The sequence below is a fragment of the Pseudonocardia sp. CA-107938 genome (assembly GCF_050936315.1).
Classification (GTDB): domain Bacteria; phylum Actinomycetota; class Actinomycetes; order Mycobacteriales; family Pseudonocardiaceae; genus Pseudonocardia.
Window position 1 is genome coordinate 1179001 of record NZ_JBNJNA010000002.1, and the last position, 15708, is coordinate 1194708.

The window sequence follows — 15708 nt, forward strand, 5'->3', positions numbered from 1 at the left end:
AGGACTACACTGGTGATGCGGGAATGTCGCAAGAGTCGTTCGTTGTTGGGAGAGTCATGACCGTCGAGAACGCCACGTCCGTCGAGACCGAGACCCACGGCGTCGAGCTCACCGACGCTGCTGCCGTCAAGGCCCGCACCCTGCTGGAACAGGAGGGGCGTGACGACATGCACCTGCGCATCGCCGTGCAGCCCGGTGGCTGCGCAGGCCTGCGCTACCAGCTGTTCTTCGACGACCGCGAGCTCGACGGCGACCTCTACCGCGACTTCCACGGGCTGAAGGTCGGGGTCGACCGCATGAGCGCCCCGTACCTGCAGGGTGCCGTGATCGACTTCGTCGACACGATCGAGAAGCAGGGCTTCACGATCGACAACCCGAACGCGGGCGGCTCCTGCGCCTGCGGCGACTCGTTCAACTGACCTGACGTTCCCGCCGAGACCCTGGCCACACCGGTGGCCAGGGTCTCGTCGTCTCCCAGCCGGTAGGGTTGCGCTCCGTGTCCATCGCCGTGACCGGGTCCATCGCGACCGACCACCTCATGCACTTCCCGGGCAAGTTCCACGAGCTGCTGATGGTGGAGCAGCTCGACCGGATCTCCCTGTCGTTCCTCGTCGACGACCTCGTGATCCACAAGGGTGGTTCGGGCGCGAACATCGCGTTCGGTCTGGGGGTGCTGGGCAGGCGGCCGCTGCTGGTCGGCGCGGTCGGCGGCGACTTCGCCGAGTACCGCCTCTGGTTGGAGGAGCACGGCGTCGACTGCTCGCAGATCCACGTCGCACCGGACGTGCACACGGCCCGGTTCATCTGCACCACGGACGACGCGATGCGCCAGATCGGCTCGTTCTACACGGGCGCGATGGCCCGCTCCGCGGAGATCGACCTGGCCGGGCTGCCGGCGCTCGGGGTGGACCTGACGCTGATCGGCGCCAGTGACCCGGCGGCGATGGTGCAGTACACGAAGCAGTGCCTCGAGCTGGGCATGCCGTTCGCCGCGGACGTGTCGCAGCAGGTCACGCGCATGGACGGCGCCGACATCCGCACGCTCGTCGAGGGCGCCCGCTACCTGATGACCAACGACTACGAGTGGGAGCTCCTGCTCCAGAAGACCGGCTGGACGCCGGCACAGGTGGCGGAGAAGGTCGACATCCGCATCACCACCCTCGGTGAGAACGGCGTGCAGATCGTCGGCCGCGACGGCGAGCTGAAGGTCGGCGTGGTGCCGGAGACCGGCAAGGTCGACCCCACCGGCGTCGGTGACGCGTTCCGGGCCGGGTTCCTGGCGGGCACCGAGCAGGGCCTGTCGCTCGAGCGGTCCGCACAGCTGGGCTCGCTGATCGCCGTGCAGGTGCTGGAGTCGCACGGCGGGCAGGAATGGGTGTGGGACCGCGCAGCGGGTCTCGAGCGGCTCGGCGACGCCTACGGGCCGGACGCGGCCGCGGAGATCGCCGCCATCCTGCCCGCCTGACCACGCCGTCCGCGCCAGCTCGCGGGGCTCACCCCGTGGGCGCGGCGGAACACGCGCGCGAAGTAGCCGGGATCCGCGATGCCGACGGCGGCCGCGACGGCGCCGACCGGCTCATCGGTGGTCGCGAGCAGCCGGCGCGCCTCCAGCATCCGCCGTTCGGTGATCCACTCCAGCACCGTGCGGCCGGTGCGTTCCCGCACGCGAGTGGTGAGGTGCCCCGGTGACATGCCGACGGCGGCGGCCACGTCGCGCAGCGAGAGCGGCTCCGCGAACCGCCGCTCGATGACCGAGAACACCTCGCCGAGCAGCGGTTCCCGGTTGAGCTGCAGGTCGGCCAGCACGTCGCCGCCGTCCGCGCGGTCGCCGAGCCGGGCGACGTCGACCAGCAGCAGCGTGAGGTGCGCGGCCGCCGCGGCGTGGTGACCGCCGCGCCGCGCGCGCAGCTCCTCCTCCAGCGCGCTGATGCGGTCCGCCCAGCGCGGCCGGGCGGACTCGGGCACGACGAGCCGGGCGATGCCGCCGCGGTGCCCACCGACGAACGGGGCGAGCAGCGGGTGCGTGCCCCACGCCAGCGGCGAGGCGGCGGGCTGGGCGCCGAGCACGTCCGCGTCGAACATCACCGTCCAGCCGACGACGCCGCGCAGCCCGTGCTCCGGGAGACCGAGGGCGCGCGCCCCCACCAGGTCGCCGGGAGCGACGACGAGCAAATCGCCTGCGGTGCCGGGGGATCCCGGCTCGGCCTCGGCGATGTAGGTGAGGGCGAAGAAGTCGTGGGTGTGGTCGCCGTGCGGGATCGGGTGGTCGGCGCGGTCCATGCGCAGCACGACGACCCGCGGGCCGGCGGGGTCGGCGCGCAGTCCGTAGACCGGGACGCGCCGGACCGTGGTCGGCAGCCGCACGGTGTTCACCGGAACATCGTCCCATCATCGCCGCAGATCGAACACCTGCACAGCGTGCCGGCCTGCCAACCTGGTGACATGAGCGAAAGAACATCCCAGCACGGGCACGGCCACGGACATGGACACGGCCACCGGCCGTTCCTGCCGGCCATGGGGGAGCGCCGGTCGGTCCGCTTCTACGACGTGTTCGGCCTGCTCGTCGGGGGCCCGCGCATGTACCGCGCGGTGGCGGGCGCCACCCGTCTCGACGACACCCGCGCTCCGGTTGTCCTCGACGTGGGGTGCGGCACCGGGCAACTCCTGCGCCGGGTCGGTCGCGTGCACCCCGACGCGCAGCTCGTGGGCATCGACCCCGACGACCGCATGCTCGACGCGGCCCGACGCAGCGCCGCCCGCAGCCGCGTCCCGGCCATCCGCACGGCCCGCTGGGGGCGCGGCTACGCCCAGGACCTGCCTGCCGGTGACGGCACGGTCGATCGCGTGCTGTCGTCGGTGATGTTCCACCACCTCGACGCGGACGCCCGGGGCGAGATGCTCGCGGAGGTGCGCCGGGTGCTGCGCCCCGACGGTGCGCTGGTGCTGGCCGACTTCGACGGCTCCCCGGGCCGGATCCCGCTGACCCGCCGCATGCGGCACTCGCCCATGGCCGCTTTCGGCCCGGGCGAGGTCGCGGCGCTGCTCACCGCGGCCGGGTTCACCATCCGGTCCCGGGAGCACGTGCAGCTGCTGATCGCGGGTGTGGAGATCCTCTACGCGACCCCGTGAACCCGCTGGTCAGGGCTTCCGGCCCACTCCTCCGAACGCGTCCATCGGCCAGCCCGGTCCGCCGTCGGCGGCGTCCGGCCACCATTCGGTGATGCGGACCAGCCCCGGCTCGAGCAGCTCCAGGCCGGCGAAGCACTCCTGCAGGTCGGCGAGCGAGCTGAGCCGGTAGGGGACGCCCATCACGGTCTGCGTGACCGCCGCCTCGCGGACCGCGGCGCTGGTGTCGGTGCTGTCCCACAGCACGAGGTGGCTGCCGGCCGGGAGCGCCGCCACGACCGAGTGCACCGCGCGGTGCATGGCGGGCACGTCCGCGTGCCCGAGCACGCCCATGAACATCGCCGCGACGGGCTCCTCCAGGTCGAGCGTGGCGGCGGCGCGGGCGACCAGCGTGTCGGGGTCGCGGTAGTCGGCCTCCACGTACGTCACCGCGCCCCCGGCGGCCGCGCTGCCCAACCGGGCTCGCGAGTGGATGAGCACCTGCGGGTCGTTGTCGACGTAGACGACGCGGGCGTCGGGGCGGACGGACTGGGCGATCTCGTGCGTGTTGCGCCCTGCTGGCAGTCCGCTGCCGATGTCGAGGAACTGCCGGACCCCGCTCTCGGCCAGGTGGCGGACGGTGCGGACGAGGAACTCGCGCGAGGCGAGGACGAGGTCGCGCAGGAGCGGGTAGTCCGCGATCACCGCGTCCCCGACGGCGCGGTCGACGGCGAAGTGGTCCTTGCCGCCGAGCCAGTAGTTCCAGACACGGGCCGGGGCGGGCACGTCGGACCGCACCTGCACGGGCGGTGGCGGCCGGCCGTCCAACGCCCCGAACGACCAAGTCGACGTGGTCCGCCCGGCCGGCGTCTCCGGCTCGTGCACCGGCTCCGGGGCGTGCGTCGGCACCCAGTCGGCGGGCAGCCGGGCGACCCCGCCGTAGGCGTCGATGGGTCCGCCGGTGCCGTCCCACCGGGTGTCCTCGTCGGACGGGAGCCACTCGGTCACCGGGACGACCCCGGGCCCGATCATCTCCAGGCCGGCGAACAGCTTCTCGAGCTCACCCGCGGAGCCGAGGTCGTACCCGCCGGTGATGGCGTGGCGCCGGTCGAGGGCGGACTCGTCGGCCCCGCGGCCGGCGACGAGGTCCCAGATGACGAGGAAACTGCCCGGCACCAGTCCGGCCAGCACCTCGTGCACGATGTGCGCGGCCCGCCCGGGGGAGCGCACGTAGCCGAGCACACCGGTGAAGAGCACGGCGACCGGCTTCGCCAGGTCGAGGACGGTCCCGGCCGCGGACAGCACGGCCGACGGGTCGCGGAAGTCGGCGGCCCGGTACACCGAGACCCCCGCCTGCCCGTCCCTCGCAGGCAGCGCCGTGGCCCGCATCAGCACGAACGGGTCGTGGTCGAGGTGGACGACGGTCGCGTCCGGTGCCACGTCCCGCAGCGCGGCGCGCAGGTCGCGGTCGACGGGCAGCCCGGAGCCGACGTCGAGGAACTGCCGGATGCCCTCCTCGCGGGCCAGCTGCCGGACGACGCGCTCGCCGAACTGCAGCGTGGCCCGGACCAGGTGCGGCGCGCCGGGGAGGGACGCGCTGATGGCGTCGGCGTTGTGGCGGTCGGCCGCGTAGTGGTCCTTGCCGCCGAGCCAGTAGTTCCAGATCCGCGCGCGGTTCGGGAGATCGGCAGTTGCGTCGGGACCGGCGTCCGTCACCACTGACCCCCCGTCGGCTGCCCCGCCTGGACCGGGACCCTAAGGCATCCGGGCGCACCTGTGCGACGGCCGTCCGGCCGCACCGGACGGCTCAGATCCGTACGGGGTAGACGGGCTCGGGGATCTCGGGCCGGATGCGGTCCTCGACGAAGATGCCGTGCCACAGCAGGAAGATCAGCAGCGTCCAGATGCGCCGGCTGTGGTCGACGGGCCCGGCCCGGTGCGCCTCGATCAGCGCGCGCACCGCGCCGAGGTCGACCAGGTGGTCGGCCTGCGAGTCGCGCACGATGTCGAGCGCCCACGGGTACATCTCGTCGCGCAGCCAGTGCCGCAGCGGCACCGGGAAGCCCAGCTTGCGACGGTGCAGCACGTGCGCCGGCACGATCCCGTCCAGTGCCTGGCGCAGGGCGAGCTTCGTCGTCCCCTCGCCGATCTTGGACTCCAGCGCCAGGCCGGACGCGACGCCGTAGACCTCCGGGTCGAGGAACGGGACCCGCAGCTCCAGCGAGTTGGCCATCGTCACCTTGTCGGCCTTGACGAGGATGTCGCCGCGCAGCCAGGTGAACAGGTCGACGTGCTGCATCCGGGCGACCGGGTCCCAGCCCGCCGACTCCCGGTAGTACGCGGAGGTGACGTCGGTGTGCGAGCGGCGCGGGTCGTAGCGGCGCAGGACGGCGGCGAGCTGGTCGTCGCGGAAGATGCGGGCGTTGCCGTAGTAGCGCTGCTCCAGCGGCAGCGCGCCGCGGCGCAGCAGGTCCTTGCCGCGCATGCCCTCCGGCAGCCGGGTCGACGCGCGGCCGAGCAGCCGGCGCAGGACACCGGGCACCCGCTCGAACGGCGCGAGCGAGAGGGGTTCGCGGTAGATCGTGTAGCCGCCGAACAGCTCGTCGGCGCCCTCGCCGGAGAGCACGACCTTGACGTGCCGGCGGGCCTCGCGCGCGATGAACCACAGCGGCACCAGCGCCGGATCGGCCACCGGGTCGTCGAGGTACCAGACGATGAGGGGCAGCAGGTCCATCATCTCGTCGGGCTTCACGGTGCGCACGACGTGCCGCACCCCGATCGCGGCGGCGGACTCCGCGGCCACGTCGACCTCGGAGTAGCCCTCGCGCTCGAACCCGGTGGTGAACGTGATCAGGTTCGGGTTGTGCTCCTTGGCCAGCGCGGCGATCGCCGTGGAGTCGATGCCGCCGGACAGGAACGCCCCGACGGTGACGTCGGCGCGCATGTGCTTGGCGACCGAGTCGCGCAGGGCGGTCGCGATCCGGGCGGGCGCACCCGCGGCCGGCGCCGTGCCGGTGAAGGTCGGGTGGAAGTAGCGTTCCTGCTCCACCTCGCCGCCCGGGCGGACGGTGAAGTGGGTGCCCGACTCGATCCGCCGGATCGAGCGGTGCATGCTCGCCGGCTCCGGCACGTACTGCAGGGTCAGGTAGTGCTGCAGCGCGACCGGGTCCAGCGCGGTGGCGGCGGCATCGCCGGCCAGCCCGAGGGTCGGCGCGAGCTGGAGCAGGCACTTCTTCTCACTGGCGAACGCCGCGCCGGCCGTGCCGACCGCGTAGAACAGCGGCTTGATGCCGAACGGGTCGCGCGCACCGAACAGCACCTTCTCCTGCGCGTCCCAGATCAGGAACGCGAACATGCCGCGCAGCCGGGCCACCCCCGCCGGGCCCCAGTAGTGGTAGGCCGCGAGGATCGCCTCGCCGTCGCCCGCCGTCGCGAAGCTCGCGCCGTGCTCACGGGTGAGCTCCTCGCGCAGCTCGAGGTAGTTGTAGATCTCGCCGTTGAACACCATCGAGTAGCGGCCGTCGAGGTAGGACATCGGCTGGTGCGAGTGGTCGATGTCGATGAACGACAGCCGGTTGTGCCCGAACACCACGTCCGCGTCGTGCCAGGCCCGCCCGGGCTCGTCGGGCCCGCGGTGCCGCGCGCACCGCATCGCCTCGACGATCGCGTCGGTCCGGGAGGCCGCGTCGGCCTCCGCCGTCAACAGTCCGAGCAGTCCGCACACAGCGAGCCAGTATGCCGCCGGGCACCGCCGAGGCGGGCGGCGCCACCCGACCCTTCCGCGCGCGTGCGCCTCCGTTAGTCTCTACGCGAAGTCGAAGATGCCCGGTGACCGACCGGGTGATCGATCGTGCGACGACGGGTGGGAGGCGGCGGGCAGTGGGCCGAGCACAGCGAGACGGGCGTCGCGACACCGCGCGCCCACACGGCGACCTCGGTGCCCGCAGGGCGCTGAAGGTGGTTGCCCTCGCCGTCCTGAGCGTGCCGTTCCTGACCTCGTGCGGCATCGAGGACGTGATCCGCTTCGGCTGGCCCGGCGGCGTCACGCCGCAGGCCGAGCAGATGCGCCACCTGTGGACGTGGTCGGCCATCGCCGCCCTCGTCGTCGGTGCCGTGACCTGGGGCGCGATGTTCTGGGCGGTGATCTTCCACCGCAAGAAGAAGGGCGAGAGCGACGAGGTCGTCCCTCGCCAGACGCAGTACAACCTGCCGCTGGAGATCGTCTTCACGGTGATCCCCACGATCATCGTGGCGGTGCTGTTCGGCTTCACCGTGCTGGTGCAGAACTACGTCGAGAAGGACGCGCCGACCCAGCTCACCGTCGACGTCACGGCCAAGCAGTGGAACTGGGACTTCGCCTACCCGGGCAAGAAGACGCCCGACGGCAAGGACGTCGTCACGGTCGGCAGCACCGACACGATCCCGATCCTGGTGCTCCCCACCGAGCGCAGCATCACCTTCTACCAGCACTCGAACGACGTGATCCACTCGTTCTTCATCCCGGAGTTCCTCTTCAAGCGCGACGTCTTCCCGTTGCCGGAGAAGAACGACCAGGACCCGACGTGGGTGATCGACCGCGTCGAGCGTGAGGGCGCGTTCGTCGGCCGCTGCGCCGAGCTGTGCGGCAGCTACCACTCGCAGATGAACTTCGAGGTCCGCGCGCTGTCGCCGACCCGCTACGACCGCTGGATCCAGCTGCGCACCCAGGTGAACCCGGTGACGCAGGCGCCGTACACGGCGGGCGAGGCGCTCGCCGAGCTGGGCCGGCAGGACCCGTCGTGCGGCCAGCTGTGCGCACCCCTCGCCACCACGACCTACCCGTTCGCGAACGACCGCACCCAGCGTTCGGCCTCGTTGCCGCCGAACGCCGCTGGGAGCTGAGAGGCAGCCATGAGGGTCGAAGCCCGGATCTTCTTGATCTGCGCCGGATTCTTCTTCCTGTGCGGCATCGTCTACACCGTCCTCGCGCAGGAATCGGTGGGTGTCGCCGGGCTGTTCCTCACGGGCGGTCTGGCGCTGATCATCGGCACCTACTTCCAGTTCGTCGCCCGACGGCTGGAGGAGCGCCCGGAGGACAACCCCGAGGCCGAGGTGGCCGACGGCGCCGGCGACGTCGGGTTCTTCTCGCCCGGCAGCTACTGGCCGATCGGCCTGGCCGCGGCGGCCGCCCTGACCGGCATCTCGCTGGCGTTCTTCCAGGTGTGGCTGCTCGTGATCGGGCTGGTCCTCGTGCTGTTCGCCGTGGGCGGGCTGGTCTTCGAGTACCACATCCGCCCGTCGGATCACTGATCCGCATCCGCTGAGGGCGCCCGCGGCCGGGTGGCTGGCGCGCCGCCCCGCCACCCGTCATGATCCACGCACGTGGAGAGGGGCGGGACGTGGCCGATCAGGTGGCTGAAGAGTCTCGGTTGAGCGTCGAGACCAACGGCATCAACGTCATCACCGACGGGGAGCGGAAGGGCACGCCGCGCCAGCTGTTCTGGCCCTGGTTCGGGGCGAACGTCTCGGTGCTCGGGATCAGCTACGGCGCGTTCGTGCTGGCGTTCGGGGTCTCGTTCGTCCAGGCCGTGATCGTCGGCGTGATCGGCGTCGTGGTGTCGTTCGTGCTGTGCGGGATCGTCGGCGTGGCGGGGAAGCGCGGCTCGGCGCCGACGATGGTGCTGTCCCGCGCGGCGTTCGGCGTGCGCGGGAACGCGCTGCCCGCGCTGATCTCGTGGCTGCTCACGGTCGGCTGGGAGACCGTGCTGACGATCACCGCCACCCTCGCCACCGCCACGGTGCTGGGTCGCCTCGGTCTGGGTGGCGGCCCGGTGACGATGGTGATCGCGCTGCTCCTGGTGGCCGCGCTGGTGGTCGGGGCCGGGGTCCTCGGCTTCGACGTGATCATGCGGGCGCAGGCGGTGATCACCGTCGTCACGGGCGTGCTGACCGTCGTGTACGTGGTGCTGGTGGCCGGTCAGGTCGACGGTGCCGCGGTGGCGGCGCTGCCGGCCGGGCCGCCGTCGGCGGTGATCGGCGCGCTGGTGCTGGTGCTCACCGGCTTCGGCATGGGGTGGGTGAACCTCGCCGCCGACTACACCCGCTACCTGCCGCGGACGTCGTCGGAACGCGCGATCGTGGGCTGGACGACGTTCGGGGCGTCGATCGCGCCCGTCGCGCTGCTGGTCGTCGGGTTGCTGCTGGCCGGTTCGTCGCCGGAGCTGTCGACCGCGATCGCCGCCGACCCGGTCGGCGCACTGACCGCCGCCCTCCCGACGTGGTTTCTGATCCCGTTCGCCGTGACCGCGGTGCTGGGGCTGGTCGGTGGCGCGGTGCTGGACATCTACTCGTCCGGGCTCGCGCTGCTGTCCCTCGGACTGCCGGCGCCGCGGTGGGTCGCGGCGCTGATCGACGGCGTGCTGATGGTGATCGGCACCGTGTACGTCGTGTTCGTGGCTGGCGAGTTCCTGCCCCAGTTCACCGGCTTCCTCGTCACGCTGGGCGTACCGGTGGCGGCCTGGTGCGGTATCCTGATCGCCGACATCGCGCTGCGCCGCACGTACGCGGACGAGGACCTGTACCGCCCGGACGGTCGGTACGGTGCCGTCAACTGGCCCGCGGTGGTGCTGCTGGTCGCGGCCACCGCGGTCGGCTGGGGCCTGGTGACGAACGCGCAGGTCGCGTGGCTGACCTGGCAGGGTTACCTGCTCGACCTCGGCCTCGGCGGCCGCGAAGGCCCGTGGGCGTACGCGAACCTCGGCGTGCTGGTGGCGCTGGTCCTGTGCTTCCTGATCACGCTGCTGACCAGCGCGTCCACCGTCCGCAGGCAGGAGGTCTCACCCGCGCGCGGCTGACCCCAGCGCGTCCCGGGCGATGATCACCTGCTGGATCTGCGACGTGCCCTCGTAGATGCGGAAGAGGCGGGCGTCGCGGTAGCAGCGCTCCACCGCCACCCCGCGGATGTAGCCGGCGCCGCCGTGGATCTGCACGGCGCGGTCGGCCACCCGGCCCACCATCTCCGACGCGAAGTACTTCGCCGCCGACGGCCCCGCCACCTTGTCGCTGCCGTCGTCGTAGCGGCGCGCCACGTCGAGCACGAGGGCGCGGCCGGCGTAGTGGTCGGTCACCGAGTCCGCGATCAACCCCTGGATCAGCTGGAACGACGCGATCAGCTTGCCGCCCTGCGAGCGGGTCCTCGCGAACTCGACCGACTCGTGCACCAGCCGGTCCGCCATGCCCACGCACAGCGCCGCGATGTGCGCCCGCCCGTGCGCCAGGCACTTCGCGGCCGTGCGGAACCCGGTGTGCAGCCCCGCGTCGCCGCCGACCAGGTGATCCGCCGGCACCCGCACGTCGTCCAGGTAGAGGTCGGAGGTCCAGGTGCCCATCTGGCCCATCTTGTGGTCCCGCTTGCCGAACGACAGCCCCGGCGTACCCGCCGGCACCAGGAACGTCGAGATGCCACGGTTGCCGGGCGCGTCCGGGTCGGTGCGGGCGAACACCATGATCACGTCGGCGACCAGCGCGTTCGTGATGTAGCGCTTCGCGCCGTTGAGCACCCAGTCCGATCCATCCCGGCGCGCCGACGTCGTGAGCGTCGACGGGTCCGACCCTGCGTCGGCCTCGGTGAGCCCGAACGCCGCGGTCACCTCACCCGACGCCAAGCGCGGCAGCCAGCTCGCGCGCTGCTCGTCGGTGCCGCCGGTGATCAGCACCTGGCCGGCGATGCCGTTGTTGGGGCCGAACAGCGACCGCAGCGCCGGCGTCGTCCAGCCCAGCTCGAACGCGAGCTGCGCCTCCTCCACCATCGACAACCCGAGACCGCCGTAGGCCTCCGGGATCGCGAACCCGTACAGGCCCATCTCCTTGCACGCCGCGATGATCGACTCCGGGATGGCGTCCTCGGCGTCGATCTGCTCCTCCAGCGGCACGACGTCGTCGCGGACGAACTTCCGCACCGCGGCCAGCACGTCGTCGAGATCAGCGGGATCCACGGAACCTCCGGTCGGTGCGCAGCAGAGCCACTTCCACGCCAGAATCTCGCGTGAAAGTGGCTCCGCTGCAACCGGGTGGGGCGCTCGGGTCAGCCGCCGCCTCGGCCGCCGCCACGGTTCTCGCTGGTTCCACCGGTAGCCGCGACGTTGGCCTGCGGCAGCACCACGTCCTGGCCGTCCTGCAGACCCGACGTGATCTCGGTGAACTGGTCGCCCTGCAGGCCGGTGGTGACCGGCTGCGGCACCGGCTGCCCGTTCGGCCCGGGGATGCTCACCACGGTGCCGGTCGCTTCCTTCCGGATCGCGTTGGACGGGACGCGCAGCGCGTTCGGCACCGTCTTCGTGATCACGTCGGCCTGCGCGGTCTGGCCGTCCTTGAGCCGCGGATCGGTCTCGTTCAGCACGATCGTGGCGTAGTAGCTGACCACGCCGGAGATCGTGTCGGACGTCGGCGCCACCGACACCACCGTGCCCGGCTTCGTCAGCCCGTCCAGCGCGTCGATGCTGACCTCGACCTGCTGGTTCGCCGCCACCTGCGCGGCGTCGGACTCCTCGAACGGCACGACCAGCTGGAACGAGTCGATGTTCGTCAACGTGATGAACGCGCCGGCCGCCGTGCCCCCGGTCGTCCCCGTGGTGCCGGTGGTGCCGCCGGTCGCGTTGGGCACGCGTGCCGCCACGCCCGGTGCCTGCGGCGTGCCGCCCGTCGAGCCCTGGATGAACTCGCCCACCAGGCCGTTGATGCTCGACACCGTGCCGTCCGCCGGAGCCTTCAGCGTGGCGTTCGCCAGGTCGCGCTGCGCCCCGTCGACGGCGATCTGCGCGTCGCGGCGGACCGCCTCCTGCACCTTCGCGTCGGCGGAGTTGTCCCGGCCGGCGCTCTCCAGGGTGTTCTCCGCGGTGACGACCTGGGCCTGGGCGTTCGCGATGGAGATGCGGCCCTGGGTCGCGGCAGTGTCCTCGGTGTGCTTGGCCGCGTTGTACGCGGTCTCGGACGCGATCACCTGGCGCTGGGCGGCCTGCTTGCCCGCGCAGGTCTGGAAGCCGTCGTCATCGTCGTCGCCGGTCAGCGGGGTGCTGAAGGCGACCGGGCGGACCTCGGTGGTAGCCGGCTGTCCCATGCTGCTGTTGCCGATCAACCCGCCGGAGTTGCGGCTTGAGGTATTGCCGTCGGAGTTGTCGCTCTGCGCTGGCTTGGGCTTCGCAGCAGGGGAGGTCGTGCTAGGCGGATCGCACGGCGTCGTCCGCAGCACTTCCCGGTCGAAGTCCAGCTGCACCTTGGCGCGACGGGTGGCGTCGGCGTTGGCGGCGTTGACCGCGTTGACGTTGCTCTCCGTGGCGTGCAGGACGGCGTTGGCGGCATCCAGCGCGGCCTGGGCACCCTCGACCGTGTAGCTGCCGGTGATCTTGCCCAGAGCTGCGTTCTGCTGGTCGAGCTTCGCCTTGGCCGAGGCCAGCGCCTGCGAGAGGGCGGCGTCGTCGAGGCGGGCGAGCGGCTGCCCCTTGGTGACCTTGTCGCCCACCTTGACCATGATCTCGGCGATCTGGCCGCGGTCGGCGAAGCCCAGGTTCTGCTCGTTGATCGACACCAGCGTCCCGGAGGCCGAGACGGAGGTCGAGACGGGTCCGCGGTCCACCTTGACCGTCGGCGCCGGTGGGGCACCGCCGCCGCATGCCGTGACCAGCACGGCGACTGCCGCGAGGCCTACCCAGTGCAGGTGCCTCGTTCGAGCCATGGTGGATGCCTTTCCGTGGGTGGTGCCGAGGAGCGGGGACGCCGGGGTCGTCACTGGTACCTCAGCGCTTCGATCGGGCGCAGCCGGGCCGCGCGGTTGGCCGGGTAACCGCCCGCGACCAGCCCGATGATGATGCTGATCGTGAACGAGAGGATCACCGAGCCCGTGGACACCACCGGCGCCGGGAAGTCGGGAATCAGTGCCGGTAGGACGAAGCCGGCGGCCAGGGACAGCCCGATGCCGAGCAGGATGCCGATGATCCCGCCGATGCCGGTGAGCATCATCGACTCGATCAGGAACTGCTGCAGGATCGCCCGGCGCCGTGCCCCGATGGCCTTGCGGATGCCGATCTCCCGGGTCCGTTCCGTGACGGTGACCAGCATGATGTTGGCGACGCCGATGCTGCCGACCACCAGCGAGATGCCGGCGACGGCCGCGGTGAAGAGCGTGACGAACGACAGCACCTGCGACGACTGGTCGAGCAGGGCCTGCAGCTTGAGCACGTTGTAGTCGCGGTCCTCGGGGTCGCGGATCTTGTGCCGGTCGTCGAGGATGGCGTGGATCTGCTGCTCGGCCGCGTTGACCGCGGCCACCGACGTGGCGCGGATGGTCAGCGAGTTGACCTTGTCGCCGCCGCCGAGCAGGTAGCTGCGCGCCGCGCCGAGCGGCATGATCACCACGTCGTCGTCCTGGCCGTTGCCCTTGACCACGCCGATCACGCGGAACGACGTGCGCCCGACCCGGATCTCCTTGCCCATCGCCGCGGCCGCGTCGCCGTTGAACAGGCTCGCGACGATGTTGGGGCCGAGCACGGCGACCTTGGCCTTGGTGCGCACGTCCTGGTCGGTGAAGAAGGAGCCGATCACCATCTTGCGGTCGTTCACCACGAGGTAGTCCGCGGTGGTGCCGTTGATCGACCCGCGGACCTGGCTACCGCCGCTCAGCTGGACGTTGGCGCTGCCGCTCACGGTCGGGGTGACCGACAGGATGTCCGGCGCCTTCGTCCTGTTGTTCAGTGCGTCGACGTCGTTGTCGGTGAGGTCCTTCGGCTCGCCGTTGCCGCCCAGGCTGCCCTGGCTCTTGGTGACGTTGATCTGGTTGGCGAGCGGGCCGAACGCGTCGTTGATGAACGTCTGCAGGCCGTTGCCGAACGCGACCAGCAGGATCACCGCCGAGACGCCGATGATGATGCCGAGCATCGTCAGCACCGAACGCATGCGGTTGGACCGCAGACCGCGCAGCGCGATGCGGGCGGCCTCCCAGATGTTCATCGGTCGAGGTCCTTGCGCAGTACGGGTCGGGTCGGCTCGCCGGGATCGACCTCGTCGGCTGCAGCGACGGCGGTAGCGTCGGCAACGTCGAGGGCGTGCTTGGGAGCCGACGGGGGCAGCTCGGTGACGGCGGCGAACACCTCGGTGTGCCCGTCCTCCGGCACGACCTGGTCGCGCTTCTGCTCCTGGCGGACGTCGCTGATGATGTGCCCGTCCCGCAGCGTGATGACGCGCTTGGCGAACGCCGCGACCTCGGGCTCGTGCGTGATCAGCACGACCGTGCGACCCGAGTCGTTGAGCTCGACGAACAGGTTCATGATCTCGATCGTCGACGCGGTGTCGAGGTTTCCGGTGGGCTCGTCGGCGAGGATCATCGTCGGGTCCATGACCAGCGAGCGGGCCACGGCCACGCGCTGCTGCTGACCGCCCGAGAGCTCGTTGGGCATGTGGTACATGCGCTCGCCGAGCCCGACCCGCTGCAGTGCGCGCTCGGCGCGGGCCCGGCGGTCGGAGCCGCCCCCGTACACCATCGGCAGCTCGACGTTGCGGATCGCCGACGTGCGCGGGATCAGGTTGAACGACTGGAAGACGAACCCGATCTTCTTGTTGCGGATGTCGGCCAGCGCGTTCTCCCGCAGGCTGCCGACGTCGATCCCGTCGAGGCGGTAGACGCCCGTGGTGGGCATGTCGAGGCAGCCCAGGATGTTCATCATCGTGCTCTTGCCGGAGCCGGACGCGCCCATGATCGCGACGAGCTCGCCGTCCTCGATGCGGAGATTGGCGTTGTCGAGTGCACGCAGCTCGATGGCTCCGGTCTTGTAGACCTTCGAGACCCACTCCAGCTCGATCATCGTCCCCCTGCCATGCGGTCGACACCCCCGTGTCCGACCACTCGGTTGGCCCAACGAGAATATGTACTCGACGTGACGAGTCTTCCGGTCACCCGTACTGAGGGTTTCTCAGCATCCCATTTGTGCCGCAGACGGGTCCGACCTGCGAGAAGGCAGGAAATAAAACCGTTACCAGCGGCTCGCGCAACCTTCGCGGGCCTCGCGCGTCCGCGCGTGCGACTGGGCCCTTCGGGGAAGAGATTCGTACCCGATCCGGGTGTTGTCGGCAACGCAGCGGAATGGTTCAGCCGGCGATCACCCCGGCCGCGCGCAACGCGTCGATCTCCGTCGTCGGAATCCCCAGCTCCTCCAGGACGGCGACGGTGTGCGCGCCCAATGCGGGCACCGCGTCCATCCGCGGACCCCACGTCGTCGAGTCGATCGGGGGTCGCAGCGCCGGCACCGGCCCGCCCGGGGTGTCGACCTCGGCCCACCGGCCGCGCGCGGCCAGGTGCGGGTGCGCGAGCACGTCGGTGGCGGTGTTGTAGCGCGCGTTGCCGATCCCGGCCCGGTCGGCCGCGTCCTGGACGGTCGGCAGGTCGTGCTCGGCGCACCACGCCGCCACCGCCGCGTCGACCTCCGCACGGCGCGCGAGCCGGCCCTCCGTGCGCAGCAGGCCCGGGTCGTCGGCCAGGTCGGGACGGCCGATCAGGTCCCGGGCGAAGCGCTGCCACTCGGCGTCGTTCGTCGTGCCCAGCACCACGGTCTGCCCGTCCGCGGTCGGGTAGGGCCC

Annotated in this window: 14 protein-coding genes; 6 read left to right on the top strand and 8 right to left on the bottom strand. The window is 71.5% G+C overall.

Translation table 11 applies throughout. The features are described from left to right. The first annotated feature begins 56 nt into the window (after positions 1-56). Positions 57-419 (top strand): HesB/IscA family protein, encoded by a 363-nt coding sequence (locus ACQEVB_RS38545; protein ID WP_432984102.1) that lies wholly within the window; start codon positions 57-59, stop codon positions 417-419. A gap of 119 nt (positions 420-538) precedes the next feature. Beyond that, a complete protein-coding gene (locus tag ACQEVB_RS38550; RefSeq protein ID WP_432985505.1) occupies positions 539-1465 on the top strand; it encodes a carbohydrate kinase family protein in 927 nt (308 codons plus the stop codon). Here ACQEVB_RS38550 and ACQEVB_RS38555 read toward each other — a convergent pair. After that, the gene (locus tag ACQEVB_RS38555) at positions 1417-2373 is read right to left on the bottom strand and encodes a helix-turn-helix transcriptional regulator (RefSeq protein ID WP_432984105.1); all 957 of its coding nucleotides are present in this window, start codon (positions 2371-2373) and stop codon (positions 1417-1419) included. The two genes, ACQEVB_RS38550 and ACQEVB_RS38555, sit on opposite strands and share 49 nt — an antisense overlap. 69 nt (positions 2374-2442) lie before the next feature. Between ACQEVB_RS38555 and ACQEVB_RS38560 the strand changes: the two genes are divergently transcribed. Then, positions 2443-3129: a class I SAM-dependent methyltransferase gene (locus ACQEVB_RS38560; protein ID WP_432984108.1), complete on the top strand. Its 687-nt coding sequence runs from the start codon at positions 2443-2445 to the stop codon at positions 3127-3129. Between the two features lie 9 nt (positions 3130-3138). Here ACQEVB_RS38560 and ACQEVB_RS38565 read toward each other — a convergent pair whose 3' ends face one another. Beyond that, positions 3139-4821 carry an SAM-dependent methyltransferase gene (locus tag ACQEVB_RS38565; RefSeq protein WP_432984111.1) on the bottom strand — a complete coding sequence of 561 codons (1683 nt, stop codon included), beginning with the start codon at positions 4819-4821 and terminating at the stop codon, positions 3139-3141. Between the two features lie 91 nt (positions 4822-4912). Beyond that, on the bottom strand, positions 4913-6829 hold the full coding sequence (gene asnB, locus ACQEVB_RS38570; protein WP_432984114.1) for an asparagine synthase (glutamine-hydrolyzing): 1917 nt from the start codon (positions 6827-6829) through the stop codon (positions 4913-4915). 233 nt (positions 6830-7062) lie between these two features. Between asnB and ctaC the strand changes: the two genes are divergently transcribed. From ctaC to ACQEVB_RS38585, 3 genes are all read left to right on the top strand, one after another. Further along, positions 7063-7986, top strand: coding sequence for an aa3-type cytochrome oxidase subunit II (gene ctaC, locus ACQEVB_RS38575; protein ID WP_432984117.1), 924 nt, complete (start codon positions 7063-7065; stop codon positions 7984-7986). A 9-nt stretch (positions 7987-7995) separates the two neighbouring features. Continuing rightward, entirely contained in the window at positions 7996-8394 is a 399-nt protein-coding gene (locus ACQEVB_RS38580; RefSeq protein ID WP_432984120.1) for a cytochrome c oxidase subunit 4, read from the top strand. A 119-nt stretch (positions 8395-8513) separates the two neighbouring features. Continuing rightward, positions 8514-9938, top strand: a complete 1425-nt coding sequence (locus ACQEVB_RS38585) for a purine-cytosine permease family protein (protein ID WP_432984123.1) — start codon at positions 8514-8516, stop codon at positions 9936-9938. Here the strand turns inward: ACQEVB_RS38585 and ACQEVB_RS38590 are convergent. From ACQEVB_RS38590 to ACQEVB_RS38610, 5 genes are all read right to left on the bottom strand, one after another. Then, positions 9921-11078 (bottom strand): acyl-CoA dehydrogenase family protein, encoded by a 1158-nt coding sequence (locus ACQEVB_RS38590; protein WP_432984126.1) that lies wholly within the window; start codon positions 11076-11078, stop codon positions 9921-9923. The two genes, ACQEVB_RS38585 and ACQEVB_RS38590, sit on opposite strands and share 18 nt — an antisense overlap. Positions 11079-11167: 89 nt before the next feature. Then, on the bottom strand, positions 11168-12814 hold the full coding sequence (locus tag ACQEVB_RS38595) for a biotin/lipoyl-binding protein (RefSeq protein ID WP_432984129.1): 1647 nt from the start codon (positions 12812-12814) through the stop codon (positions 11168-11170). A 50-nt stretch (positions 12815-12864) separates the two neighbouring features. Then, the gene (locus ACQEVB_RS38600) at positions 12865-14085 is read right to left on the bottom strand and encodes an ABC transporter permease (RefSeq protein WP_432984132.1); all 1221 of its coding nucleotides are present in this window, start codon (positions 14083-14085) and stop codon (positions 12865-12867) included. Then, complete coding sequence (locus ACQEVB_RS38605) at positions 14082-14936, bottom strand: ABC transporter ATP-binding protein (protein WP_432984135.1); 855 nt, start codon at positions 14934-14936, stop codon at positions 14082-14084. Before ACQEVB_RS38605 ends, ACQEVB_RS38600 begins: the two co-directional genes overlap by 4 nt. 283 nt (positions 14937-15219) lie before the next feature. Continuing rightward, positions 15220-15675, bottom strand: coding sequence for a CoA transferase (locus ACQEVB_RS38610; RefSeq protein WP_432984138.1), 456 nt, complete (start codon positions 15673-15675; stop codon positions 15220-15222). Between the last annotated feature and the right edge of the window lie 33 nt (positions 15676-15708).

What these genes read in the sequence shown, in the direction of transcription:
- ACQEVB_RS38545 (WP_432984102.1), top strand. Translation starts at nt 57, where the DNA reads ATGACCGTCGAGAACGCCACGTCCGTCGAGACCGAGACCCACGGCGTC.
- ACQEVB_RS38550 (WP_432985505.1), top strand. Translation starts at nt 539, where the DNA reads ATGCACTTCCCGGGCAAGTTCCACGAGCTGCTGATGGTGGAGCAGCTC.
- ACQEVB_RS38560 (WP_432984108.1), top strand. Translation starts at nt 2,443, where the DNA reads ATGAGCGAAAGAACATCCCAGCACGGGCACGGCCACGGACATGGACAC.
- ACQEVB_RS38580 (WP_432984120.1), top strand. Translation starts at nt 7,996, where the DNA reads ATGAGGGTCGAAGCCCGGATCTTCTTGATCTGCGCCGGATTCTTCTTC.
- ACQEVB_RS38595 (WP_432984129.1), bottom strand. Translation starts at nt 12,814, where the DNA reads ATGGCTCGAACGAGGCACCTGCACTGGGTAGGCCTCGCGGCAGTCGCC.
- ACQEVB_RS38600 (WP_432984132.1), bottom strand. Translation starts at nt 14,085, where the DNA reads ATGAACATCTGGGAGGCCGCCCGCATCGCGCTGCGCGGTCTGCGGTCC.
- ACQEVB_RS38605 (WP_432984135.1), bottom strand. Translation starts at nt 14,936, where the DNA reads ATGATCGAGCTGGAGTGGGTCTCGAAGGTCTACAAGACCGGAGCCATC.